This window comes from Bradyrhizobium guangzhouense (genome assembly GCF_004114955.1).
Lineage (GTDB): Bacteria > Pseudomonadota > Alphaproteobacteria > Rhizobiales > Xanthobacteraceae > Bradyrhizobium > Bradyrhizobium guangzhouense.
Map to the genome: position 1 here is coordinate 5,608,709 of NZ_CP030053.1, position 21,819 is coordinate 5,630,527.

Genomic DNA, 21,819 nt, shown 5'->3' on the forward strand with positions numbered 1-21,819 from the left:
CTTTTGTCGTTACAAGTTGCTGGCCTCTCGCATCCTTGCTCTAATGCGGCGATGGATGACACCGGGACACTCGTTCGCCGCGCGACTGAAGCGTTCAATGCGGGAAAGCCGGACGAGGCGCAACGTCTGTGCGAAAAGGGCCTTGCACGCGCGCCCGCCGATCCGGTGCTGCATCATCTGCTGGCCGCCGTGCTCTTCTCCAGAGGCGTCATTGCCCCGGCTCATGCGCATATCGACGTCAGTCTTGCCAATCGGCCCAGCAACGCGCCGGCCCGGCTGCTGGCTGCCCGCATCGCGCGTAGCGAAGGCCAGTTCGAGGCCGCGCTCGCACATCTCGATGCCGCGATCGCCACCAGCCCGCAGCGCGAGATGTTCGTCGAGAAGGCACGAACGCTCGATATGGCCGGGCTGCGGGATCAGGCGCGCGGAGCCTGGCAGGCGATCCTCAAGGTCATCCCCGGTCATCAGGAAGCAACGGCGCGGCTTGGAAGGCTCGCGTGGGAGGATGGTGATGCCGCCACCGCCGCAAGCCTGCTCGCGCAAGCGGTCGCAGCGAGCGCGCCGGCCTCGGTGTGGTTCGATCTCGGCGTTGCGCGACAGGATCTGCTCGATCACGCCGGCGCTGCCATCGCCTACCGCAAGGCGCTCGAACTCAAGCCCGATCATGCCGAGGCCGCGCTCAACCTCGGTATTGCCTTGCAGGAGAGTGGAGACGTCGACGCCGCCATGGGTGCCTTTGCCCGGGCCTATCGCCTGCGGCCGCAGCTGTTCGGCTCGATCGCAATGGCGCTGACGTCGGCCTCGCACGGCCGTCTGTGGCTCGACGAAGATGGGCTGCGGCGTGCACTAGAGCATGTTGGGGTCGACTTGAATCGCAGGGATTCCCAAAGGGAGCGAACCGTGATTCATCCTTGAGACCGGGAGGAGGCCGGCAGGGATGGCGCATGGAGAAGCTCTTCGCATTCGGGTGATCAAGGCCGTCGTTGAGGATGGCCTTTCGCGGAACGAGGCGGCCCGGATATTCCGGGTCGGGATCGCGAGCGCGATCCGCTGGGTGAAGGCGTTTGAGGAAACGCAGCGCACGGCGGCTTTGCCGACCGGCGGTGACCGGCGTTCTGTGCTGAAGCCGCATCGGGACTGGCTCTTGGAGCTTCGGCGCAAAGAGAACGATCTGACGCTCGATGCGATCGCCGAGCGACTGCTTCGCAGGCATGGCGTCGAAGCCGACAAGTCGATGCTGTCGCGCTTCTTTGCCGGTGAGGGCATCAGCTTCAAAAAAAACCGTGCACGCCAGCGAACAGGATCGTCCCGACGTCGTTGAGCGCCGACAAGCGTGGCGGTGCGCGCAAACCAGCCTTGGCGGTCGGCTCATCTTCCTCGACGAGACCTGGACGACGACGGCGATGACGCGTCGTTACGCCTGGGCCGATGTCGGCACACGCGCCTTGGGCCATGCGCCGCACGGACATTGGAAGACGACGACGTTCCTTGCCGGCCTGACCTGCAAGGGGCTGATAGCGCCGTTTGTGCTCGACGGGCCGATCAACGCCGAGTGCTTCTTCGCCTATGTCGAGCAAATCCTCGTCCCCGCGCTGCGCGAAGGCGACACGGTGATCCTCGACAATTTGTCGAGCCATAAGAACGAAGCGGCTCGGCGTCTCATCGCCGACGCCGGCGCGAGCCTCCTGTTCCTGCCGCCCTACAGCCCCGATCTCAATCCAATCGAGATGGCCTTCGCCAAACTCAAAGAACTGCTGCGCCAAGCCCAAGCTAGAACCGTCGATGCCCTCTGGGACCTCATTGGCCGCTCTCTAAGCCTCTTTACCCCCGAAGAATGCGCCAATTACATCCGTCATTGCGGGTACAATCCGCTTTGATCGCAACTCGCTCTAACGCGTTAGCCGCCCGCGTTTGGCGCGAAACTGCTTGCGGTAGACATTGGGCGCAGCCAGCACGTCGGCGACGACCTTCGCGTAGGATTGCCGGTGCGCCTCGTCGAAGGACTCGAACACCAGCTCGGGCGCCTGTCGCGGCACGGCAAAGCATTGCGCAATCGGCGTGCCCTTTTCCAGAACACCTGAGAATTCGGGCTTGATCCAAACGGCCGGAAAATTGATGCCGCCATCGTGGAAGCGATCGGCGTCGACCAGACCCGACACCAGACGAAACGGCAGGTCATCCCGGTTGACGGGATGCGTCGCGAACAGCGACCAGCCGGGCTCGAGCTCGATGGTCCAGAAGCTGTTGAACTTGATGGCGGAGCGTCCGTTCGCGAAAGGCGCAGCAGCAAACTGCGCGGCGGGGTGGAAGCTCAGAGGCGCGCGTGGGTGCCCCGTCGTCTCCGGCTCGGGGATATCCCAGTCCCACGAAAACTCCCCGGCCTCGACCTTGACGTCGCATGGCAGCGGAATCACGACCCCATAGGCCATCGCATCGACGAAGGGCGGGCATTGCTTGACGGTGCGGATGTCGCGGCCGTGGATGTCCGAATGCGCCGTCGCCGGCATTGCCCGCAGCCAGTCAGGCAGGGCGCTGCGTGCGGGAAACGGCTGCACCAGATGACCGGCCAGCTTTGGATCGCAACGGAAAATCATGCGCATGGCGAAGTCTCGTGTCGGTATCCGAGCCATTCGGGAGCGGATCCAGGCCAATTCAGATCACCACCGCCGATAAGGCAATAGCCAATAAGACAAAAGGCCGGGATTGCTCCCGGCCTCCTGCTTTCATGGACCGCCGGGACGCGCCCGGCCATCATGATGTCTCGCGAATTACTTCGCTTCGGCGCGCTTCGGCGGCGAGGCCGGCCACGACTTGATCAGCGTGTCGTAGTCGACGGTTTCGCCCTTCGGCTTCTCGTTCGCGAGCTTGCGCTGCGGAGCGATGTTGCCGTCCTTTGCCGACTTGGCGAACCAGTACTCGGCGGTCTCCTTCTTGTTCAGCTTCGGACCGCAGGCACCCTGCACGCCCGACTTCTCGAGACGCTCCATGACCGAGTCCTGAGCGGCTGCCAGCGCATCCATCGCCGCCTGCGGCGTCTTCGCACCGGACGACGCATCGCCGATGTTCTGCCACCAGAGCTGAGCGAGCTTCGGATAGTCAGGCACGTTGTTGCCGGTCGGGGTCCACTGCACGCGCGCGGGCGAGCGGTAGAACTCGATCAGGCCGCCGAGCTTCGGCGCGCGTTCCGTGAAGGACTTGTCCCAGATGTCGGATTCACGGATGAAGGTCAGACCGACATGGCTCTTCTTCAGGCTGACCGTCTTGGAGACGATGAACTGGAGGTAGAGCCACGCCGCCTTGCGGCGATCGACCGGGGTCGACTTCAGCAAGGTCGCCGATCCCACGTCCTGATAGCCGAGCTTCATGCCGTCCTTCCAGTACGAGCCGTGAGGCGACGGAGCCATACGCCACTTCGGCGTACCGTCCGCGTTCATCACGGGCAGACCGGGCTTCACCATGTCGGCGGTGAAGGCGGTGTACCAGAAGATCTGCTGGGCGATGTTACCCTGCGACGGAACCGGACCGGACTCGGAGAAGGTCATGCCCTGGGCCTGCGGCGGAGCATACTTCTTCATCCAGTCGAGGTACTTGACGATCGAGTAGACCGCCGCCGGACCATTGACGTCGCCGCCGCGCTCGACGCTCGAGCCGACGGGACGGCAGCCTTCCATGCGGATGCCCCATTCGTCGACCGGCAGACCGTTCGGAATGCCCTTGTCGCCGTTGCCGGCCATCGACAGCCAGGCGTCGGTGAAACGCCATCCGAGCGATGGATCCTTCTTGCCGTAATCCATGTGACCATAGATTCGGGTGCCGTTGATTTCCTTGATATCGTTGGTGAAGAATTCAGCGATATCCTCGTAGGCCGACCAGTTCACGGGAACGCCGAGATCGTAGCCATACTTGGCCTTGAACTTGGCCTTGTAGTCGGGGTTGGTGAACCAGTCGTACCGGAACCAGTAGAGGTTGGCGAACTGCTGGTCGGGCAGCTGGTAGAGGTGACCGTTCGGCGCGGTCGTGAACGACTTGCCGATGAAGTCGTTGACGTCGAGCATCGGGTCAGTGACGTCCTTGCCGTCCTTCGCCATCCAGTCGGTCAAGTCGACCGCCTGGCCGTAACGGAAGTGCGTACCGATGAAGTCGGAGTCGTTGATCCAGCCGTCATAGACGTTCTTGCCGGACTGCATCTGGGTCTGGATCTTCTCGACGACGTCACCTTCCTGGATGATGTCGTGCTTGACCTTGATGCCTGTGATCTCCTCGAACGCTTTCGCGAGCTTCTCGGACTCGTACTGATGCACCGTCAGGGTTTCAGAGACGACGTGGATCTCCATACCCTTGTACGGTTCAGCGGCCTTCATGAACCACTGCATTTCCTTCATCTGGTCGTCTTTGGATAGCGTCGACGGCTGGAATTCGCTGTCGATCCACTTCTTGGCGGCGGCTTCGTCCGCACGTGCCGGCGCGGCGATCGTCACCGAAGCCGCGATCAGCGCGACCGCGCTGGTCATGGTCAGAAGACTATTCTTGGTCGTTCTCAAGTGTCGCATTAGTTTCCTCCGGTTGAAGCGACAAACTAAAACCCAGGCCCGGGTAGACCCCGGATCTGCTCTTTCTCGCCTGGCTCAGACGGTGCGAAAAATCACCGCGCCTGAAACAAGCGAAATCACCGTTGCGAGCCACAGGCTCGTTATCTCAAATCCCTCTTCTCCGATCGGAAGCGTCACAATCGGGTTGGTGCCGACGAGGCCGATCCACGCCAAGTGGATGACTGCCGCCACGATCAGCGAAATGAACAGGCGGTCGCCGCGCGTGGTCGGGATGCGCAGGATCCCGACACGTTCGGCCTCGGGATAGGCAACGCCGAGCCATGTCATGACCCCGAGCGTGCAAGCGAGGCACGCGAAGAAGATCGCGGTCGGCCACGTCCAGGCCATCCATGCGATAGAGTCCATGCGCGCGCCTCCCCTAGACCCGACCGAGCGCGAAGCCGCGCGCGATATAGTTGCGGACGAACCAGATCACGAGCGCCCCCGGAATGATCGTGAGTACCCCGGCGGCCGCGAGCAGCCCCCAATCCATGCCCGCGGCGGAAACGGTGCGAGTCATGACAGCGGCAATCGGCTTGGCGTCGACCGACGTCAGCGTGCGCGCGAGCAGCAGCTCGACCCACGAGAACATGAAGCAGAAGAACGCCGCGACGCCGATGCCGCTCGCAATGAGGGGCACCAGGATCTTCACGAAGAAGCGCGGGAAGGAATAGCCGTCGAGGAACGCAGTCTCGTCGATCTCGCGCGGCACGCCCGAGACGAAGCCTTCGAGGATCCAGACAGCGAGCGGCACATTGAAGATGCAATGCGCGAGCGCGACGGCCCAGGGGGTATCGAACAGGCCGATCGCCGAATAAAGGTTAAAGAACGGCAGCGCGTAGACCGCAGCCGGCGCCATGCGGTTCGAAAGCAGCCAGAAGAACAGGTGCTTGTCGCCAAGGAAGCGATAGCGCGAGAACGCATAGGCCGCCGGCAACGCCACCGAGATCGAGATGATGGTATTGAGGATGACATATTCCAGCGAGTTGATGTAGCCGGAGTACCAGCTTGCCTCCGTGAAGATGCGCCGATAGTGCTGCAGCGTCGGCGCGTGCGGCCACAGCGTCATGGTCGAGACAATCTCGGTATTCGTCTTGAAACTCATGTTGACGAGCCAGTAGATCGGCAACATCAGGAAGATCAGGAACAGCCCCATGATGAGGCGGCGGCCGGGGATCGAGTGCATCACGCGGCTCCTTCCTGGGGTTTGCGTTCGTTGCCGGCGTTGGTCATGACGGTGTAGAAGATCCAGCAGACGATCAGAATGATCAGGTTGTAGACGAGCGAGAGCGCGGCAGCCTTGCCGAGGTCGAACTGGCCCAGCGCGATCTTGACGAGCTCGATAGAGATGAAGGTCGTGGAATTGCCGGGGCCACCGCCGGTCACGACGAACGGCTCGGTATAGATCATGAAGCTATCCATGAAGCGCAGCAGCACGGCGATCAGCAGCACGCGGTGCATCTTCGGAAGCTGGATCGCCTTGAATACCGCCCATCGCGAGGCGCCGTCGATCTGGGCCGCCTGATAATAGGCCTCCGGGATCGACTTCAGGCCGGCATAGCAGAGCAGCGCGACGAGGCTCGTCCAATGCCAGACGTCCATCACGATGACGGTGATCCAGGCGTCGATCTCGTTGGAGACGTAATTGTAGTCGAGCCCGATGTGGTTGAGGACATAGCCGAGCAGGCCGATGTCGGGCCGGCCGAAGATCTGCCAGATCGTTCCGACCACGTTCCACGGAATCAGCAGCGGCAGCGCCAGGGTGACGAGGCAGACGGCGACCGTCCAGCCCTGCCGCGGCATCGACAGTGCGACAACGATGCCGAGTGGCACCTCGATCGCAAGGATCACCAGCGAGAAGAACAGATTGCGGCCGAGCGAGGCCAGGAAGCGGCCGCCGAGATCGGTCGAGGGATCGAGCAATTCCTTGAACCAGCCGACGCCGTTCCAGAAGAACTGGTTGTTGCCGAAAGTGTCCTGCATCGAATAGTTCACCACCGTCATCAGCGGCAGCACCGCCGAGAACGCGACGACCAGGAACACCGGCAGCACCAGGAACCAGGCTTTTTGGTTGACGGTCTTGTCCATCAGGCGGCCCCTTCCACCAGAAGGCTGTCGGCATAAACGTGGACGTGTGCCGGATCGAGCTTCAGCCCGACATTGCCATCGGAGCTGGTGAAGCCGGCCGGCGTACGCGCCGCGATCCTGGCCTCGCCGATGCGCACGCGCGCGAAACGGATGCGGCCGAGATCGTCGATGCGCTCGATTTTTGCGCCGAGCAGACCGGGCGCCGGCGCAACCGCGTCGACGAATTCCGGACGCACGCCGATCTCGATCTTGGCGCCTGCGGGCAGGTTGTCGTAGCTACGGTTGAGCGCAATGACATGGCCATCGACCCTGGCCTCGCGACCCTTCACTTCGGCCGGCAGGATGTTCATGCCGGGCGAACCGATGAAATAGCCGACGAAGGTGTGGGCCGGCTTGTCGAACAGCTCGGCCGGCGTGCCGCTCTGCACCACCCGACCGTCATGCATGACGACGACGGTGTCGGCGAAGGTCAGCGCCTCGGTCTGGTCGTGGGTGACGTAGATCATCGTGAGATCGAGCTCGCGGTGCAGTGCCTTCAGCTTGGAGCGGAGCTGCCACTTCAATTCAGGATCGATCACCGTGAGCGGCTCGTCGAACAGCACGGCAGCGACGTCGGAGCGGACGAGACCGCGGCCGAGCGATATCTTCTGCTTGGCATCGGCGGTGAGCCGTGTCGCCTTGCGATTCAGGTACGGCTCGAGGTCGAGCAGACGCCCGATCTCGGCGACGCGCTTGCCGATCTCGGCCTTCGGCACGCCGCGGTTCTTCAGCGGGAACGCCAGGTTCTCCCCTACCGTCATGGTGTCGTAGATCACCGGAAACTGGAACACCTGGGCGATGTTGCGCTTCTGGGTTGACAGCGGTGTGATGTCCTCGCCGTCGAACAGGATTTTCCCGCGCGAGGGCGTGATGATGCCGGAGATCACGTTGAGCAGCGTGGTCTTGCCACATCCGGACGGACCGAGCAGCGCATAGGCGCCGCCCTGGCGCCAGGTCATGGTGACAGGCTTCAGCGCAAAGGTTTCCTGCGGCGCGTCATTGCCGCCGTAGGAGTGAGCGAGATCGACGAGGTCAATGCGGGCCATGGCGCATCTCCCTCAGGCTTTTTTCTTTGATGCGTTTTCTTCACGCGAACCGCTAGGCACTTCGCTTGAAAACGCTATGGGACCGGGCGCCGCGACGAGGCGATCGGCCGCGTCGAAGACGAACACATCATTGGGATCGAGCACGGCATCAATGGTCTGGCCGGGCTCGAACTCGTGTACGCCGTGCAGCACCGCAACCCAGTTCGATCCGTCGCGGGTCAAATGCACAAAACTCTCCGAACCGGTGATCTCGGTCACCGTGACAGTGGCGTGGAAGGCGTGGCGATCGGTCTCGCCATTGGCGAGCGCAAGCTGGTGGGCGCGAAAACCGACGCGATAGGCGCCGTCGGCAAGCGAGGAATAGAGGCCGGAGGCCGGCGCGGCGATGCCTCCCGCATATTGCACGGAACCGTTCTTCTTCTCGATGCCGACGAGGTTGAGCGGCGGATCGGAAAACACCTGCGCGACGCGCAGCGTCTGCGGACGGCGGTAGACGCCGGGCGTCTCGCCGATCTGGAGCGCCTTGCCTTCCCACATGCACACCGTGTTGCCGCCGAGCAGCAGCGCCTCGGTCGGCTCTGTGGTGGCATAGACGAAGATCGCGCCTGATGCCTCGAAGATGCGCGGCAGCTCGGCGCGCAGCTCTTCACGCAGCTTGTAGTCGAGATTGGCGAGGGGCTCGTCGAGCAGTACGAGGTCGGCGCCTTTCACCAGCGCGCGCGCCATGGCGGTGCGCTGCTGCTGGCCGCCGGATAGCTGGAGCGGCGTTCGCTTCAGGAACGGCTCGAGTCGCAACAGCCTGGCGGCTTCCGCCACGCGCGTCTCGATCTCCTGGCGCGGCTTGCCCTGCACGCGCAAGGGCGAGGCAATGTTCTCGTAGACCGTCAATGAGGGATAGTTGATGAACTGCTGATACACCATTGCGACCGAACGCTGCCGCACGTCGACACCGGTGACGTCCTTGCCATTGACCAGCACCTTGCCCGCGGTCGGCTTGTCGAGGCCGGCGAGCAGCCGCATGATCGAGGTCTTGCCAGACAGCGTCGGCCCGAGCAGCACGTTGAGCGTACCGCTCTCGAGCGTCAGCGAGACGTCGCGGATATGCTCGATACCGTCGACGGTACGGGTCACGTGATCGAGTGTCACACTCATGAGCGTCCTCCTGCTTCCAGCAGAGGACTTTGCGATACAAAATGGGTCCTGATCCAGTCGTCCAGTGCGGCAACTTCGTCGGCAGACAACCGCAGACCGAGCTTGGAGCGGCGCCAGACGATATCTTCGGCGGTGACCGCCCATTCGTTGGTCATCAGGTAGCGAACCTCACGTTCGGTCAGAGTCGCGCCAAAGGCCTGGCCGAGATCGACCGCCGATTTGGCGTCGCCGAGCAGCTTGATGGCGCGGGTGCCATAGGCGCGCGCGAGACGACGCGCATGCTCATGGCTCAGGAACGGATAGCCGCGCTGGAGCTCGGCGATCAGGCCATCGACGGCGGAGACATCCATGTCACCGCCGGGCAGCGGCCATTTTCCGGTCCAGCCTTCGCGCGCTTTCGCGCTGCGAAGATAGGGCGCGAGCCGCTCCAGCGCCTCTTCGGCGAGGCGGCGATAGGTCGTGATCTTGCCGCCATAGATCGAGAGCAGCGGCGAACCGCCGGGCGTGTCGAGCTCGAACACATAGTCGCGGGTCGCGGCCTTGGCTTCGCTGGCGCCGTCGTCATAGAGCGGTCGCACGCCGGAATAGGTCCAGACGACGTCGTCTGACGTCACGGGCCTGGCGAGATACTCGCTCGCGGCGGCGCAGAGATACTGGATCTCCTCCGGCGTCGCTTTCACCTTGGAGGGATCGCCGTCATAGTCGCGGTCGGTGGTGCCGATCAGCGTAAAATCATCCTGGTAGGGGATGACGAAGATGATGCGGCCATCGGCGTTCTGGAACATGTAGGCGCGGTCGTGGTCGTAGAGCTTCTTGACCACGATGTGCGAGCCCTGCACCAGTCGCACCTTGGCCTTCGCGTTGACGCCGGCACCGCGGCCGAGCACGTCCTCGACCCAGGGGCCACCGGCATTGACAAGTGCGCGGGCCTGGATCTGTGAACGCGCACCGGTCAGCGTGTCGACCATGCTGACGGTCCAGATGCCGTCGGACTGCTTGATGTCAGTCGCGCGGGTGCGGGTACGGATCTCGGCGCCCTTGTCGGCGGCGTCGCGCGCATTGAGGACGACGAGCCGGGCGTCGTCGACGAAGCAGTCGGAATATTCAAACGCGCGGCTGTAGCGGTTCGGGATCAGCGGCTTGCCGACCTCGTCGCGCCGGAGATCAAGCGAGCGCGTTGCCGGCAGCAGATGACGACCGCCGATGTGATCGTAGAGGAAGAGGCCAAGGCGCAGCAGCCAGGCCGGGCGCAAGCCGGCGTGATGCGGCAAAACGAAACGCAGCGGGCGGATGATATGGGGCGCAATACCCCAGAGAATCTCGCGCTCGATCAGCGCCTCGCGAACCAGCCGGAACTCGTAATATTCGAGATAGCGCAGGCCGCCATGCACCAGCTTGGTCGACCAGGACGACGTCCCGCTCGCCAAATCGTTCATTTCGCACAGGAATACAGTGTTGCCGCGGCCGACCGCGTCACGCGCGATACCGCAACCGTTAACACCGCCTCCAATGATGGCGAGGTCGAAAATACGCTCCAACAGACGCATCCCCCGGAAACCGCCCGTTCAGTCGAGCGGCAGCTTTCGTTTTTGATTAGATCACACCGCAAAACGAAAGCAAGACGAAAGAGAGGCGAAAGGAAGCGAAAATGGAACTTTTCACCGGTCAAGATGGCGTAAAATTCGGCAGGTAGATGGGCCATTTCCCGGGCATTGGACCCGATTGAAAGGCGGGCGCGCTGTCGGCCTTGAATGTAGCAACATGGCTACATATCTTTGCGCGCATGTGACGCCGCCTCAATTGGAGTGCCGACGATGGTGACCACCCTCACCAGCCGGGAATTCAATCAGGACACCAGCGGCGCTAAGAAGGCGGCATCGCAAGGGCCCGTCTTCATTACGGATCGCGGCCGCCCGGCCCATGTTCTCCTGACGATCGAAGACTATTTGCGTCTGAGCGGCGGACACATGAGCCTTGCCGAGGCTCTGGCGCAGACGAGTGCGGACTTTGACTTCAATCCGCCTCGCGTGGATGGCGGAATCTTCAAGCCCGCCGATCTCGACTGATGTTTCTGCTGGATACCAACGTCATCTCCGAGTTGAGGCGACCGGACAAAGCCGATCGCAACGTCATCGCTTGGGCCAATGCAGTTCCGGCAGCGAATTTTTTCATGTCCGCCATCTCGATTCTCGAAATCGAACTTGGCGCGCGCCTGATCGAGCGTAAGGATGCTGCACAAGGCGCAGTCCTGCGCGCCTGGATAGACGATCAAATTCTGGTTCGATTCGAAGGGCGAATCCTGACCATTGATACGGCTGTAGCACAGCGCTGTGCGCAACTTCACGTTCACAACCCGCGGGCTGAACGTGACGCTCTCATCGCGGCGACCGCGCTTGTTCACGGTTTGACGGTCGTCACGCGCAATGTGGGAGATTTCGAACCCACGGGCGTGCAGTTGCTCAACCCGTGGGACGGCGCCTGAGCTGTTAGCGCAGCCGTACCACCGGCGCGGCCTCAGGTGCCGCATCCTGCGTATCGGCCTGGGTCTCGTCGACGTCAGCGCCCTTCGGCATCGCCTCCACCACTTCGATGCCCTTGCTGTGGCAGATGGTGGCGAGGCGCTCGGGCAGCTCCTGGTCGGTCACGAAGGTCTGGATCTGGGTCATGTGCGCGATGCGGACCGGCGCGCTGCGGCGAAGTTTTGTGGAATCGGCGACCAGCATGACGCTGCGGGCATTGGCGATGATGGCCTGCGCCACCTGCACTTCGCGATAGTCGAAGTCCAGCAGCGCGCCCTCCTCGTCGATCGCGGAGGCGCCGATGATGGCGTAGTCGACCTTGAACTGGCCGATCAGCTGCGTCGCGGTCGAGCCGACCACGGCGCCGTCGGCGCGCCGCACCGTGCCGCCGGCCACCACCACCTCGATGCGGGGATGGCGGTAGAGCAGCATGGCGACATTGAGATTGTTGGTGATGACCAGCAAATCCTCGTGCGAGGTCAGCGCGCTCGCCACCTCCTCGGTCGTGGTGCCGATGTTGATGAAGAGCGAGCAGCCGTTCGGGATCAGCGAGGCGGCGGCGGCGCCAATCGCCTTCTTCTCGTCGGCGGCAACGAAGCGGCGCGCCTCATAGGCGAGGTTTTCCACGCCGGAGGCGATGATGGCGCCGCCGTGGATGCGGGTGAGCGACCGGCGTTCGCAGAGATCGTTGAGATCCTTGCGGATGGTCTGGGCCGAAACTTCGAACCGGCGCGCCAGCTCCTCGACCATGACGCGGCCCGAGGCGCGGGCGATGTTGAGAATCTCGGCTTGGCGATGGGTCAATCCGGTCACGACAATGGCCTCAAATCAGAGTGATGCATGGTGCGGCTTCTCGCGCACGCGGTCAATGCGCACGCCGATCACGGTTAATGAATCGGACCTCACCACGCCCACTCTACCAGTTCATGGCGCGCGCGAGCCGCGCGATCAGCTCGGGATCGTCGAAGGCGCTGGCGGAGGCGACGGCGCCGGATCCGACAAGGTCAGCATCGCTGAGGCTGGTCCGGATGCCGATGGTCGGGATACCGGCGGCGGTGGCCGACTCCACGCCGGAGCGGGAATCCTCGAACGCGATCGAGGCTGCCGCGCTGGCACCGACGAAGCGCAACCCTTCCTGATAGGGCAGCGGATGCGGCTTGCCGTGGGGCAGTTCGTCGCCGATCACGAGCGCCTTGAAGCGCTGCGTGATGCCGAGACCGGCAAGCAACAGCTCTGCGTTGAGGCGCGGCGCGTTGGTGACCGCGACCATGGGAATTCCGGCAACATCGGCGCGGTCGAGCAGCGCGATCAGGCCCGGGAGCGGTTCGATCTGCCCCGCGACCAGCGTCCGGAACACTTCTTCCTTCTCCCCAAGAATCTCGGCGCGGCGCTCCAGCGTCTCGTCGGGCAGAAAGCGCTCACCGATCGACACATTGGCAAAACCTTGCAGCTCCCTGGAGAAACGAGCGTGATCGAAGACGTGACCGTGAGGACCGAGCACCTGGTTGAACGCCTTGAGGTGGAGCGGGTCGGTGTTGGCGAGCGTGCCGTCGATGTCGAACAGCAATGCCCTGCCCGGTCCCTGGATCATGTCGTGGTTCCTCTCGCGCACGGCGCAACGATGCGCGAGACGTATCAATTCGCGCCTGATGACGCAATGCGGCCCATGGCGGCGTGACACTCGACAAAATCGAATGCGGCTGCAACACTGGGTACAAGATCAAGAACGGAGGATACGATGACACTCAATCGCGATCACGCTGCCGCGGTCGACCACGAGGCGGTGGCGCAAAAAGTCGAGGCCTTTCGCCTCGCCCAGATCGCGGCCGATCCAAAGGCGCTCAGCGCGCTGTGCGCGGACGATCTGAGCTACAGCCATTCCAACGGCTTCCTCGAGGACAAGGCAGCCTTCGTCGCCAATGCCACCGACGGCAAGACGAAGTTCCTGTCGATCACATACAAGGATCCGACCATCAAGATCGTCGGCCCCGCCGCGATCGTGCGCTTCCACTGGCTGGCCGAGATGATGACCGGGGGACAGAAAGTCGCAAACAGCCTTCACATCCTGATGAACTGGCAGAAGCAGGGCGACGCGTGGAAGCTGCTGTCGCGGTCCGCGACGAAGTTGTGATCGACGTTCTTTGCCCTCTCCTCCTGTGGGCCCCCCTGTGGGAGAGGGTGGCTCGCCGCCTTAGCGGCGAGACGGGTGAGGGGTTGCTTCGGCGAGCACCATTCTCGCGCCAATGTGCCGATAGAACCCCTCAACCGGCGCTTCGCGCCACCTTCTCCCACAAGGGGAGAAGGAAGAACGTTACGCCGCTTCCTTCACATCGCCATTCACCAGCTTGCGCGCAGCGCGCTCGGCTTCGCGGGCGTTACGGAAGAGATGGCCTTCGAGACGATTGAATTGATGGGACGAGGCGAAGAAGCAGTAGCCGCCCTGACCGCGAACGACGATGCCCGCGGTCTCTGAGTTAACTTCGATGATGTAGCTATCCGGCATGGCCCGTGGATTCCTCAGTGCGGGCAAATAACGACGGCTCTGCCCAAAGGTTCCCAAGGGCAAATCGGCCGTTTCCACCCCGAATCGACAGGCTATTGAGTACGCCGGGACCTCATCCGTTTTATGACCCGTTCTTGGCAAAGAAGCGACGCGTCGACCTATCCGTGCCGCGTTTCGCGAGGCTGCAAGTTTTCGTGAGATGAGGCGATGCGCCGCGCGCGACTACGTCGCGATCGGCGGATCGTTGCGCTGGATCACTTGTGGATGGCCGTTATCGTCGATCGAGACATAGGTGAAATTGCCGTCGGTCACGAGGATCGGCTGCAGCTCTCGCCGCCGCAGCGCCCAGGCTTCGAGATGGACGGTCATCGAGGTGCGTCCTACCCGCACGAGAGTGGCGTAGACGGAGACGAGATCGCCGACATAAACAGCTTTTCGAAAATTCATCGCATCGATCGCAACCGTGACGGTGCGCGACTTCGCGACCTTCGAGGCGAATACGCCGCCGCCGACATCCATCTGGCTGAGCAGCCAACCGCCGAAGATGTCGCCATTGGCATTGGTGTCGGCGGGCATCGCCAGCGTGCGAATGCAGAGATCGCCGCTCGGCTCGGTGTCGGACTTTCCAGTCATATCCGTCTCACTTGAAATTGTCCCAGCCCGGGTCGGGCGCGAAGCGCTCGCCGAATCGTTCGGCCAATGCACGCAAGGTGGATACAATATTTCCCACGCCGCGCGTGCGCGCATAGTTCAGGGGACCGCCGCGGAACGGGGCATAACCCGTGCCGAAGATCATCGCACCGTCGACCGCATCGCCATCGTCGACGATGCCTTCGCGCAGGGCGGCGACACAGACATTGGACATCGGCAGCACCAGGCGGTCGATCATCTGGTCGGTGACGCGTGGACCGGTCTGGGGCAATGGCGCCTTCTCCGCTTTGCCGTCCTTCCAGGTGTAAAAGCCCTTGCCGGACTTTCGGCCGAGCTCGCCCTTGGCGACCTTGTCGCGCAGCCAGGCCGGCGTCGGCGGCAGCAGATCGCCGAACTTGGCGCGCAGCATGTCGCCGACGTCGAGGCAGATATCGAGCCCTACCTGGTCAGCAAGCTCGATCGGCCCCATCGGCATGCCGAACTGCTCGGCCGCGGCGTCGATCAGGCGTTGATCGGTCTTCTCGTCCAGCATCACCATGGCTTCGAGCATGTAGGGTGTCAGCGCGCGGTTGACGAGGAAGCCCGGCGAGCTCTTCACCGACAAGGGCAGGCGGTCAATGGCACCGACGAAGGCAAGAGCTTCTTTCAGCACCTGCGCGTCATTGCCAACGTGGCTGACGACCTCGACCAGTTGCAGCCGCGACACCGGATTGAAAAAGTGCAGCCCGACCAGCCGCTCCGGCCGCGCCAGCGTGGTGCGCAAATCCTGAAGCGGGATGCTCGATGTATTGGTGGCAAGGATCGCGCCCGGCTTCATCCGGGGCTCTAGGCCGGCATACACCTTCTGCTTGAGCTCGAGCTTTTCCGGTACCGCCTCGATGATGAGGTCGGCGTTGCGGACGCCCTCGCCGTCCATATCGGGGATCAGCCGATCGAGCGCGTCGCGGACCTCGGTCGGCTTGCGGATGATCTTGCCGTAGAGCTCTGCGGCGCGCTTCACGGCGCCCGCGATCGGCTCGGCCTTCATGTCGGCGAGCGAGACCCGCAGCCCCTGCCCGGCTACCCAAGCCGCGATGTCGCCACCCATGGCGCCGGCGCCGATGACATGGACGTGCTTGATCGTGTTGCCCGAGCCTGCGGTCTTCTTCATCTGCTCGCGCAGGAAGAACACGCGGATCAGATTCTGCGCGGTCGGCGTCACCATCAGCCTGGCGAAGGACGCCTGTTCCGCCTTCAGCATGGCGGCCTTGCTGCCGCCATGCGTCTCCCACAGATCGATCAGCGCATAAGGCGCGGGATAATGCTCGCGCGGCGCGGCCTTCGCCGCCTCCACGCGCATGCGCTTGGCAAGCAGCCCGCGCACCGGGCCGAGATTGGCTGCGCGGGTGAGCAGGCCCGGCTTGGCCCGCTTCATGCGGCCGAACAGCACATCCTTCACGGCAGCCCTCACGTGGCGCTCCTGCGTCACGCTGTCGACGAGGCCGAGCGATTTGGCACGGCGCGCATCGATGGTGCGGCCGGTCAGCATCAGCGCCATCGACTGGGTCGGATTGACCAGCGCCGTGAAACGCGCGGTGCCGCCGAGGCCGGGATGCAGGCCGAGCATGACCTCGGGGAAGCCGAAGCGCGCACCGTCGACCGCGATGCGCGACTGGCAGGCGAGCGCGACCTCGAGCCCGCCACCGATGCAGAAACCGTGAATGACCGCGACCGTCGGCAGCTTGAGCGCTTCCAGATGATCGACCACCGCATGCGCGGCTCGGATGCGCGTTTCGACCATCTCGGGATCAGACGCACCGCGGAATTCGTTGACGTCGGCGCCGGCAATGAAACCGGACGGCTTTGCCGAGCGGATCACGAGGCCGGCGGGACGCTCGGTCTCGATCGCGGCGAGCGCGGCGTCGAACTCCTCCATCACGTCGGCGGAGAGCGTGTTCGCGCTGGCGCCAGCACGGTCGAACAACAGCCAGGCGACGCCGTCGGCATCGCGCGTCAGCTTGAAGTTCTTGTAGGGACCATCTGCTGCAGGCGGGGGCCCGAGCGAGAGCACGCGATCGCCGAGCGCGGTCATGATCTTGGAATCCATGGTCACACCGCCTCGATCAGCATGGCGCCGCCGAGCCCGCCGCCGATGCATTCGGTGGCGATCCCGCGTCTTGTGCCGAGCCGCTTCATCGCATTGACGAGATGCAGCACGATCCGGTTGCCCGAGGTGCCGACAGGATGACCGAGCGAGATGGCGCCGCCGTCGACGTTGAGTTTCGCCCGGTCGATCTCGCCAGCGGCGCCATCGAGCCTGAGAATCTCGCGGCAGAACTTCTCGTCGTTCCAGGCGGCGAGGCAGCCGAGCACCTGCGTGGCAAAGGCCTCGTTCAGCTCCCAGGTCTCGACGTCCTGGAGGGTGAGGTTGTTGCGGGTCAGAAGCGGCGTCGCCGACATCACGGGACCAAGCCCCATGATGCTCGGATCCAGCGCAGCCCAGTTGCTGTCGACGATTACGGCCTTCGGCGTCAGCTTGTGTTTTGCCACGGCCGCATCGGAAGCCAAGATCACCCAGGACGCGCCATCGGTGATCTGCGAGGAATTGCCGGCGGTGACCTGGCCCCAGGGGCGCTCGAACACCGGCCTCAGCTTTGCGAGCGTCTCAGCCGTTGAGTCCGGCCGCACGCCGTCATCATGGTCGAAGAATTTGCCGTCGCGGGAGAACGCGGTCTCGACCTCGCCTTTCAGATAGCCCTCGGCCTGCGCATGCGCGAGCCGGCGGTGGCTCTCGGCGGCATAAGCATCGGACTGCGCCCGCGTAATGCCGAAGAGATGGCCGACGACTTCTGCGGTCTGGCCCATGTTCAGTTCGGTGATGGGATCGGTGAGCCCACGCTCGAGGCCGATGATCGGCTTGAGGTAACGAGGGCGCAGCTTGAACGCGGCGGCGAGCTTCGCCGCCACGCCCTTGGCGGTGGCAAGACCGGCAAACCAGCGCACGCCGGAATTGGGCCAGACCAGCGGCGCGTGGCTGAGCGCCTCGGTGCCGCCGGCCAAAATCATGTCGGCATGGCCCTCTCGGATGTAGCGGTAGGCGGTGTCGATCGACTGCATGCCGGAGCCGCAATTGATCTGCACGGTGAAGGCGACCATGTCCTCGCCCATGCCGAGCCGGAGCGCGGCAACGCGGGCCGGGTTCATCTCGTCGGCAATGACGTTGACGCAGCCGAGAATGACCTGGTCGAAATCGGTAGGCGAGAACGGCTGGCGCGCCAGAAGGGGCCGGCCGCATTGCACGGCGAGATCAACAGGCGTGAATGGGCCCGGCCCGGAGCGCGCTTTCAGAAACGGCGTCCGGCTGCCGTCGACGATGAATACCGGTCGTGCCATCAGCTCGCCGCCCTCTGTTCACCGAGTTCCTGGAAGAACTGATGCACGTCGCCGGTTTTCTTGTAAATCGGCGACAGCGCCTCCGGCGCAAAATCGTCGACCTCGATGACTTTCGCGACGGCTGCGTGGGCGACCGCGAGCTGCTCGCCTTCGGCCTGCGTGATCACGCCCTTGGCCACCGCCTCCTTCCAGTCCCGCAGATGCGCCGCGCGCATGCGCTTGGCAACGGCGTCGGTCGCCGCGACCAGCTTGAACGCGCGCTCCAGCCGGGCGAAGCCGCTGTCGTCGTCGACATGGGCGAGATCCGGCGTGAGGCGCTCGCGCGCCGCCGACGGCTCCAGCACGATACCAGCGCATTGGTGCACGACGCGGTCGGAGGGACCGAGCACGCGGGCCCCGAACGGCTGGACCACGAGCTTGAGGATGACGGCAACGAAGCGGTTCGGCAAATTGGCGAGGATTTCGGCGAATTTGATCTCGATCGTCTTGAAGCCGGTCGCCATGCACCATTCCAGCACGGCAAAATCGTCCTTCTGCCGGCCCTCGTCCTGCCAGCGCTTCAGTGCGGCCGAGAGCAGGTACAGCTCCGACAGGATGTCGCCGAACCGCGCCGACAGCATCTCCTTGCGCTTGAGCGCGCCGCCGAGCGTCAAGAGCGCCATGTCGGCGCAGAGCGCGAAGGCCGCCGAGTAGCGGGAAAGCTGGCGATAGAACGGCGTCGCATCGCCGGCATCCGGCGCCAGCGCGAAGGCGCCAAAACTCCAGCTCCGGCCAAAAGCACGGAGCAGCGTCTGGAAACTGTGGCCGACATGTTTCCAGAAGGCTTTGTCGAAGGCGGTGAGGCCGCGTTCGCGGTCGGTGTCCGCAAGCGCGTTCATCTCGTCGAGCAGGTAGGGATGGGCGCGGATCGCACCCTGCCCGAAGATGATGAGGTTGCGCGTCAGGATGTTGGCGCCCTCCACGGTGATGCCGACAGGCACGGCGCGGTGCAGATTGCCGATATAGTTTTGCGGGCCGTCGATCACGGCCTTGCCGCCATGGATGTCCATGGCGTCGTCGACGGCGACTCGCATCCGCTCGGTCGCGTGCAGCTTCATGATGCCGGAGATCACGGCGGGATGGACCCCGGCATTCAGCGCAGCGCAGGTGAGCCGCCGCGCCGCGTCGAGCTGGTAGGCGGTGGCGACGATGCGCGCGAGCGGCTCCTCCACGCCCTCGAACTTGGAGATGGAAATGCCGAACTGCTCGCGGATCCGGGCATAAGCGCCAGTCGTGCGTGCCGCATAGGCAGCGCCGGCAGCAGAGAGCGACGGCAGCGAAATGCCGCGACCGGCGGCGAGCGCCGTCATCAGCATTTTCCAACCCTGGCCTATCCGCTCCTGGCCGCCGATGACATAGTCGAGCGGGATGAAGACGTCGCGGCCCCAGTTCGGACCGTTCTGGAATACCTGCATCGACGGCAGATGGCGGTGGCCGATCTCGACGCCAGGAAGATTCGTCGGGATCAGCGCGACGGTGATGCCGAGCTCTTCCTGATCGCCGACCAGATGATCGGGATCATATGCCTTGAAGGCGAGGCCAAGCAGCGTCGCAACAGGGCCGAGCGTGATGTAGCGCTTGTGCCAGTTCAGCCTGAGACCTGTCACCTCGCGGCCCTCAAACACGCCCTTGCAGATGATGCCGGTGTCGACCATCGAGGCGGCATCGGAGCCGGCCTCCGGGCTGGTGAGGCCGAAGCAGGGAATGTCGCGGCCGTCGGCAAGCCGCGGCAGCCAGCGCTCCTGCTGCTCTTTCGTGCCGAAGCGCATCAGGAGTTCGCCGGGGCCAAGCGAGTTCGGCACCATCACGGTGACGGCGGCGGCGATCGAGCGGCTCGAGATTTTTCGCACCACCTCCGAATGGGCATAAGGCGAGAAGCCGAGGCCGCCGAACTCCTTCGGGATGATCATGCCGAAGAATTTCTCGCGCTTGATGAAGGTCCAGGCCTCCTGCGGCAGGTCGCGCCACTCCCAAAAGATCTTCCACTCGTCGAGCATGGCGCAGAGCTCGTCGACGGGACCGTTGAGAAAGGCCTGCTCCTCGGCGGTCAATGTCGCCTGCGGGATCTCGAGAAGCTTCGACCAGTCGGGATTACCGGTGAAGAGGTCGGCGTCCCACCAGACGTCGCCGGCCTCGAGCGCCTCGCGCTCGGTGTCGGACATCGCCGGCAGCACGCCGCGGGCCCAGGAGAAGATCGGTTTTGTCAGTTTGTCGCGGCGGAAGCTCATGGCGGACCTCATGCAACGGCGCGGTGACGGGGCATTTTAGCGGAAAGTGGCCGGGAGGCGTGAACACTTCGCGGGCAAAATGATGCGAATTGACGCGGCCGGGCGGCCGCCCCGGCGACGATAACGGCCGGGGCGTGCGGGCAGTTCCGGGAGGGGGAAGCGGTAGCCCGGATGGAGCGGCCTAATCCGGCCGGACCATCTCGAACATGTTTTCCGGCTTGATCTCGAAATAATCGCCGCGGCGTCCCGCGCGCATGATCGGGCGGCCGGCGGCGGTCTGGTAGACGCCGTCCTTGATCAGGGCCTTGTCGATGTGGACGGCCACGACCTCGCCGAGCGTCAGCCAGGCGTTCGCCTCCTTGCCGTCGGCACCTTTGAGGCGGATGATATCGGACACCTTGCACTCGAAAGCGACCGGGCTCTCGCCCACGCGCGGCACGTTGACGAGCTTGCCCGGGACTGCGGTCAATCCCGCGAGCTTGAACTCATCGACCTCGGGCGCGACGTGGGCGGCGGTCGCGTTCATCTGCTTGGCCAGGTCCATGGTCGCGAGATTCCAGACGAACTCGCCGGTCTGCTGGATATTCTCGACCGAGTCCTTCCAGTGGGTCGAGGAGAAGCCGATGATCGGCGGCACGTAAGCGAAAGCATTGAAGAAGCTGTAGGGCGCGAGGTTGACGTGGCCCTTGGCATCGCGCGATGAGATCCAGCCGATCGGCCGCGGCGCGATGATGGCGTTGAAGGGATCGTGCTTGAGGCCGTGGCCCTTGGAGGGCTCGTAGAAGTGCAGGTCTTTGTCGGTCACGCGCTGGCTTTCCCCTGATGGTCATTGCGAGCGTAGCGAAGCAATCCAGAATCCTTCCGCGGAGATAGTCTGGATTGCTTCGCTGCGCTCGCAATGACGGAGATTGTTGATCCGTCCTAACCAGCCACCGGCAAGTCGGCCCAGGGCGGTCGGCCCCTTATATGGGAAAAACCCCGCCCCGTCAGTGGCGCGGCGACAGACCGGCGATGACGAAATCAATCATCTGATCAATCGAAGGGCCGGGCTTGTTGGCGGCCTGGGCGATCATCTGGGGGTGGAAGAACCGGATCATCGCGGTGCAGGTGCAAAGCGCGGCCAGCGGCACATCGGGCGCCTCGAAATCCCCTGAGGCCACGCCTTGGGCGATCACCGCGCCGATGGTCTCGGTGACGCGATGGATATGGGCGACGCAGACGTCCCAGTCCTCCTGCATCGCGATCTCGACCATCTCATGCAGCTTGGAATCGCCGACATAGCGCTCGGTGTTCATGCGGTTGACGGTCGTGAGCAGCTCACGGAAGCGCGGCAGCACCGGACCGGGCCTCGCCACGATCCGCTGTGCCTCCAGCTCGACCTCGCCCATCAGGCCCTGTGCCACCGCCTGGTGGATCGCCTTCTTCGATTCGAAGAAGCGATAGACGTTGGCGGGGCTCATCCGGAGCTCTTTGGCGATGTCCCCGACCGTGGTCTTCTGATAGCCGATCACGCGGAACAGCCGCTCGGCCACCTCGAGGATACGATCCCGGGTGTCGCCTTCGATATGTTCCGAAATCAGGGCCATCAATCAG

At 63.8% G+C, this 21,819-nt stretch carries 22 protein-coding genes; 5 read left to right on the plus strand and 17 right to left on the minus strand.

All coding sequences use genetic code 11. From position 1 onward, the window contains the following. Positions 1 to 51 precede the first annotated feature (51 nt). Together XH91_RS26825 and XH91_RS26830 are read left to right on the plus strand one after the other, a co-directional pair. On the plus strand, positions 52 to 915 hold the full coding sequence (locus tag XH91_RS26825) for a tetratricopeptide repeat protein (RefSeq protein ID WP_128953374.1): 864 nt from the start codon (positions 52 to 54) through the stop codon (positions 913 to 915). A gap of 22 nt (positions 916 to 937) precedes the next feature. After that, positions 938 to 1,877, plus strand: a protein-coding gene (locus tag XH91_RS26830) for an IS630 family transposase (RefSeq protein ID WP_128950151.1) whose coding sequence is annotated in 2 segments (ribosomal slippage) — positions 938 to 1,273 and positions 1,275 to 1,877 — 939 coding nt in all. Because the reading frame shifts where the segments join, the coding sequence is not laid out codon by codon here. A gap of 12 nt (positions 1,878 to 1,889) precedes the next feature. On the opposite strand, the gene XH91_RS26835 is transcribed toward XH91_RS26830, so the two are convergent. From XH91_RS26835 to glpD, 8 genes are all read right to left on the minus strand, one after another. Beyond that, entirely contained in the window at positions 1,890 to 2,600 is a 711-nt protein-coding gene (locus XH91_RS26835; RefSeq protein ID WP_128953375.1) for a hypothetical protein, read from the minus strand. A gap of 168 nt (positions 2,601 to 2,768) precedes the next feature. Then, positions 2,769 to 4,550, minus strand: a complete 1,782-nt coding sequence (locus XH91_RS26840; protein WP_128953376.1) for an ABC transporter substrate-binding protein — start codon at positions 4,548 to 4,550, stop codon at positions 2,769 to 2,771. Positions 4,551 to 4,625: 75 nt separating this feature from the next. Beyond that, entirely contained in the window at positions 4,626 to 4,955 is a 330-nt protein-coding gene (locus XH91_RS26845; protein WP_128953377.1) for a DUF2160 domain-containing protein, read from the minus strand. A gap of 13 nt (positions 4,956 to 4,968) precedes the next feature. Continuing rightward, positions 4,969 to 5,775: a carbohydrate ABC transporter permease gene (locus XH91_RS26850; RefSeq protein ID WP_128953378.1), complete on the minus strand. Its 807-nt coding sequence runs from the start codon at positions 5,773 to 5,775 to the stop codon at positions 4,969 to 4,971. Continuing rightward, entirely contained in the window at positions 5,775 to 6,677 is a 903-nt protein-coding gene (locus tag XH91_RS26855; protein WP_128953379.1) for a carbohydrate ABC transporter permease, read from the minus strand. Before XH91_RS26855 ends, XH91_RS26850 begins: the two co-directional genes overlap by 1 nt. After that, positions 6,677 to 7,762: an ABC transporter ATP-binding protein gene (locus XH91_RS26860; RefSeq protein WP_128953380.1), complete on the minus strand. Its 1,086-nt coding sequence runs from the start codon at positions 7,760 to 7,762 to the stop codon at positions 6,677 to 6,679. The genes XH91_RS26855 and XH91_RS26860 overlap by 1 nt, the downstream gene beginning before the upstream one ends. Positions 7,763 to 7,774: 12 nt before the next feature. After that, positions 7,775 to 8,914 carry an ABC transporter ATP-binding protein gene (locus XH91_RS26865; protein ID WP_128953381.1) on the minus strand — a complete coding sequence of 380 codons (1,140 nt, stop codon included), beginning with the start codon at positions 8,912 to 8,914 and terminating at the stop codon, positions 7,775 to 7,777. Next, complete coding sequence (gene glpD, locus XH91_RS26870) at positions 8,911 to 10,461, minus strand: glycerol-3-phosphate dehydrogenase (RefSeq protein WP_128953382.1); 1,551 nt, start codon at positions 10,459 to 10,461, stop codon at positions 8,911 to 8,913. The genes XH91_RS26865 and glpD overlap by 4 nt, the downstream gene beginning before the upstream one ends. A 267-nt stretch (positions 10,462 to 10,728) precedes the next feature. On the opposite strand from glpD, the gene XH91_RS26875 reads away from it, so the two are divergent. Both XH91_RS26875 and XH91_RS26880 read left to right on the plus strand, forming a co-directional pair. Next, a complete protein-coding gene (locus XH91_RS26875) occupies positions 10,729 to 10,980 on the plus strand; it encodes a type II toxin-antitoxin system prevent-host-death family antitoxin (protein WP_128953383.1) in 252 nt (83 codons plus the stop codon). Next, positions 10,980 to 11,396, plus strand: a complete 417-nt coding sequence (locus XH91_RS26880; RefSeq protein ID WP_128953384.1) for a type II toxin-antitoxin system VapC family toxin — start codon at positions 10,980 to 10,982, stop codon at positions 11,394 to 11,396. Before XH91_RS26875 ends, XH91_RS26880 begins: the two co-directional genes overlap by 1 nt. Before the next feature lie 4 nt (positions 11,397 to 11,400). Here XH91_RS26880 and XH91_RS26885 read toward each other — a convergent pair whose 3' ends face one another. Next, positions 11,401 to 12,246: a DeoR/GlpR family DNA-binding transcription regulator gene (locus XH91_RS26885; RefSeq protein WP_128953385.1), complete on the minus strand. Its 846-nt coding sequence runs from the start codon at positions 12,244 to 12,246 to the stop codon at positions 11,401 to 11,403. A 103-nt stretch (positions 12,247 to 12,349) separates the two neighbouring features. Next, positions 12,350 to 13,024 carry an HAD family hydrolase gene (locus XH91_RS26890; RefSeq protein WP_128953386.1) on the minus strand — a complete coding sequence of 225 codons (675 nt, stop codon included), beginning with the start codon at positions 13,022 to 13,024 and terminating at the stop codon, positions 12,350 to 12,352. A 147-nt stretch (positions 13,025 to 13,171) separates the two neighbouring features. Here XH91_RS26890 and XH91_RS26895 point away from each other — a divergent pair, with 147 nt between their 5' ends. Then, complete coding sequence (locus tag XH91_RS26895) at positions 13,172 to 13,564, plus strand: nuclear transport factor 2 family protein (RefSeq protein WP_128953387.1); 393 nt, start codon at positions 13,172 to 13,174, stop codon at positions 13,562 to 13,564. Between the two features lie 180 nt (positions 13,565 to 13,744). On the opposite strand, the gene XH91_RS26900 is transcribed toward XH91_RS26895, so the two are convergent. From XH91_RS26900 to XH91_RS26930, 7 genes are all read right to left on the minus strand, one after another. Beyond that, on the minus strand, positions 13,745 to 13,936 hold the full coding sequence (locus XH91_RS26900; protein WP_128955006.1) for a hypothetical protein: 192 nt from the start codon (positions 13,934 to 13,936) through the stop codon (positions 13,745 to 13,747). 222 nt (positions 13,937 to 14,158) lie between these two features. Further along, positions 14,159 to 14,569: an acyl-CoA thioesterase gene (locus tag XH91_RS26905; protein ID WP_128953388.1), complete on the minus strand. Its 411-nt coding sequence runs from the start codon at positions 14,567 to 14,569 to the stop codon at positions 14,159 to 14,161. Positions 14,570 to 14,576: 7 nt separating this feature from the next. Beyond that, on the minus strand, positions 14,577 to 16,673 hold the full coding sequence (locus tag XH91_RS26910) for a 3-hydroxyacyl-CoA dehydrogenase NAD-binding domain-containing protein (protein WP_164934057.1): 2,097 nt from the start codon (positions 16,671 to 16,673) through the stop codon (positions 14,577 to 14,579). Between the two features lie 2 nt (positions 16,674 to 16,675). After that, the gene (locus XH91_RS26915) at positions 16,676 to 17,959 is read right to left on the minus strand and encodes an acetyl-CoA C-acetyltransferase (RefSeq protein ID WP_128953390.1); all 1,284 of its coding nucleotides are present in this window, start codon (positions 17,957 to 17,959) and stop codon (positions 16,676 to 16,678) included. Continuing rightward, positions 17,959 to 20,226, minus strand: coding sequence for an acyl-CoA dehydrogenase (locus XH91_RS26920; RefSeq protein ID WP_164934058.1), 2,268 nt, complete (start codon positions 20,224 to 20,226; stop codon positions 17,959 to 17,961). Before XH91_RS26920 ends, XH91_RS26915 begins: the two co-directional genes overlap by 1 nt. A 181-nt stretch (positions 20,227 to 20,407) precedes the next feature. Further along, entirely contained in the window at positions 20,408 to 21,031 is a 624-nt protein-coding gene (locus XH91_RS26925; protein WP_128953392.1) for a flavin reductase family protein, read from the minus strand. Between the two features lie 181 nt (positions 21,032 to 21,212). Continuing rightward, entirely contained in the window at positions 21,213 to 21,812 is a 600-nt protein-coding gene (locus tag XH91_RS26930) for a TetR/AcrR family transcriptional regulator (RefSeq protein WP_128953393.1), read from the minus strand. Positions 21,813 to 21,819 lie beyond the last annotated feature (7 nt).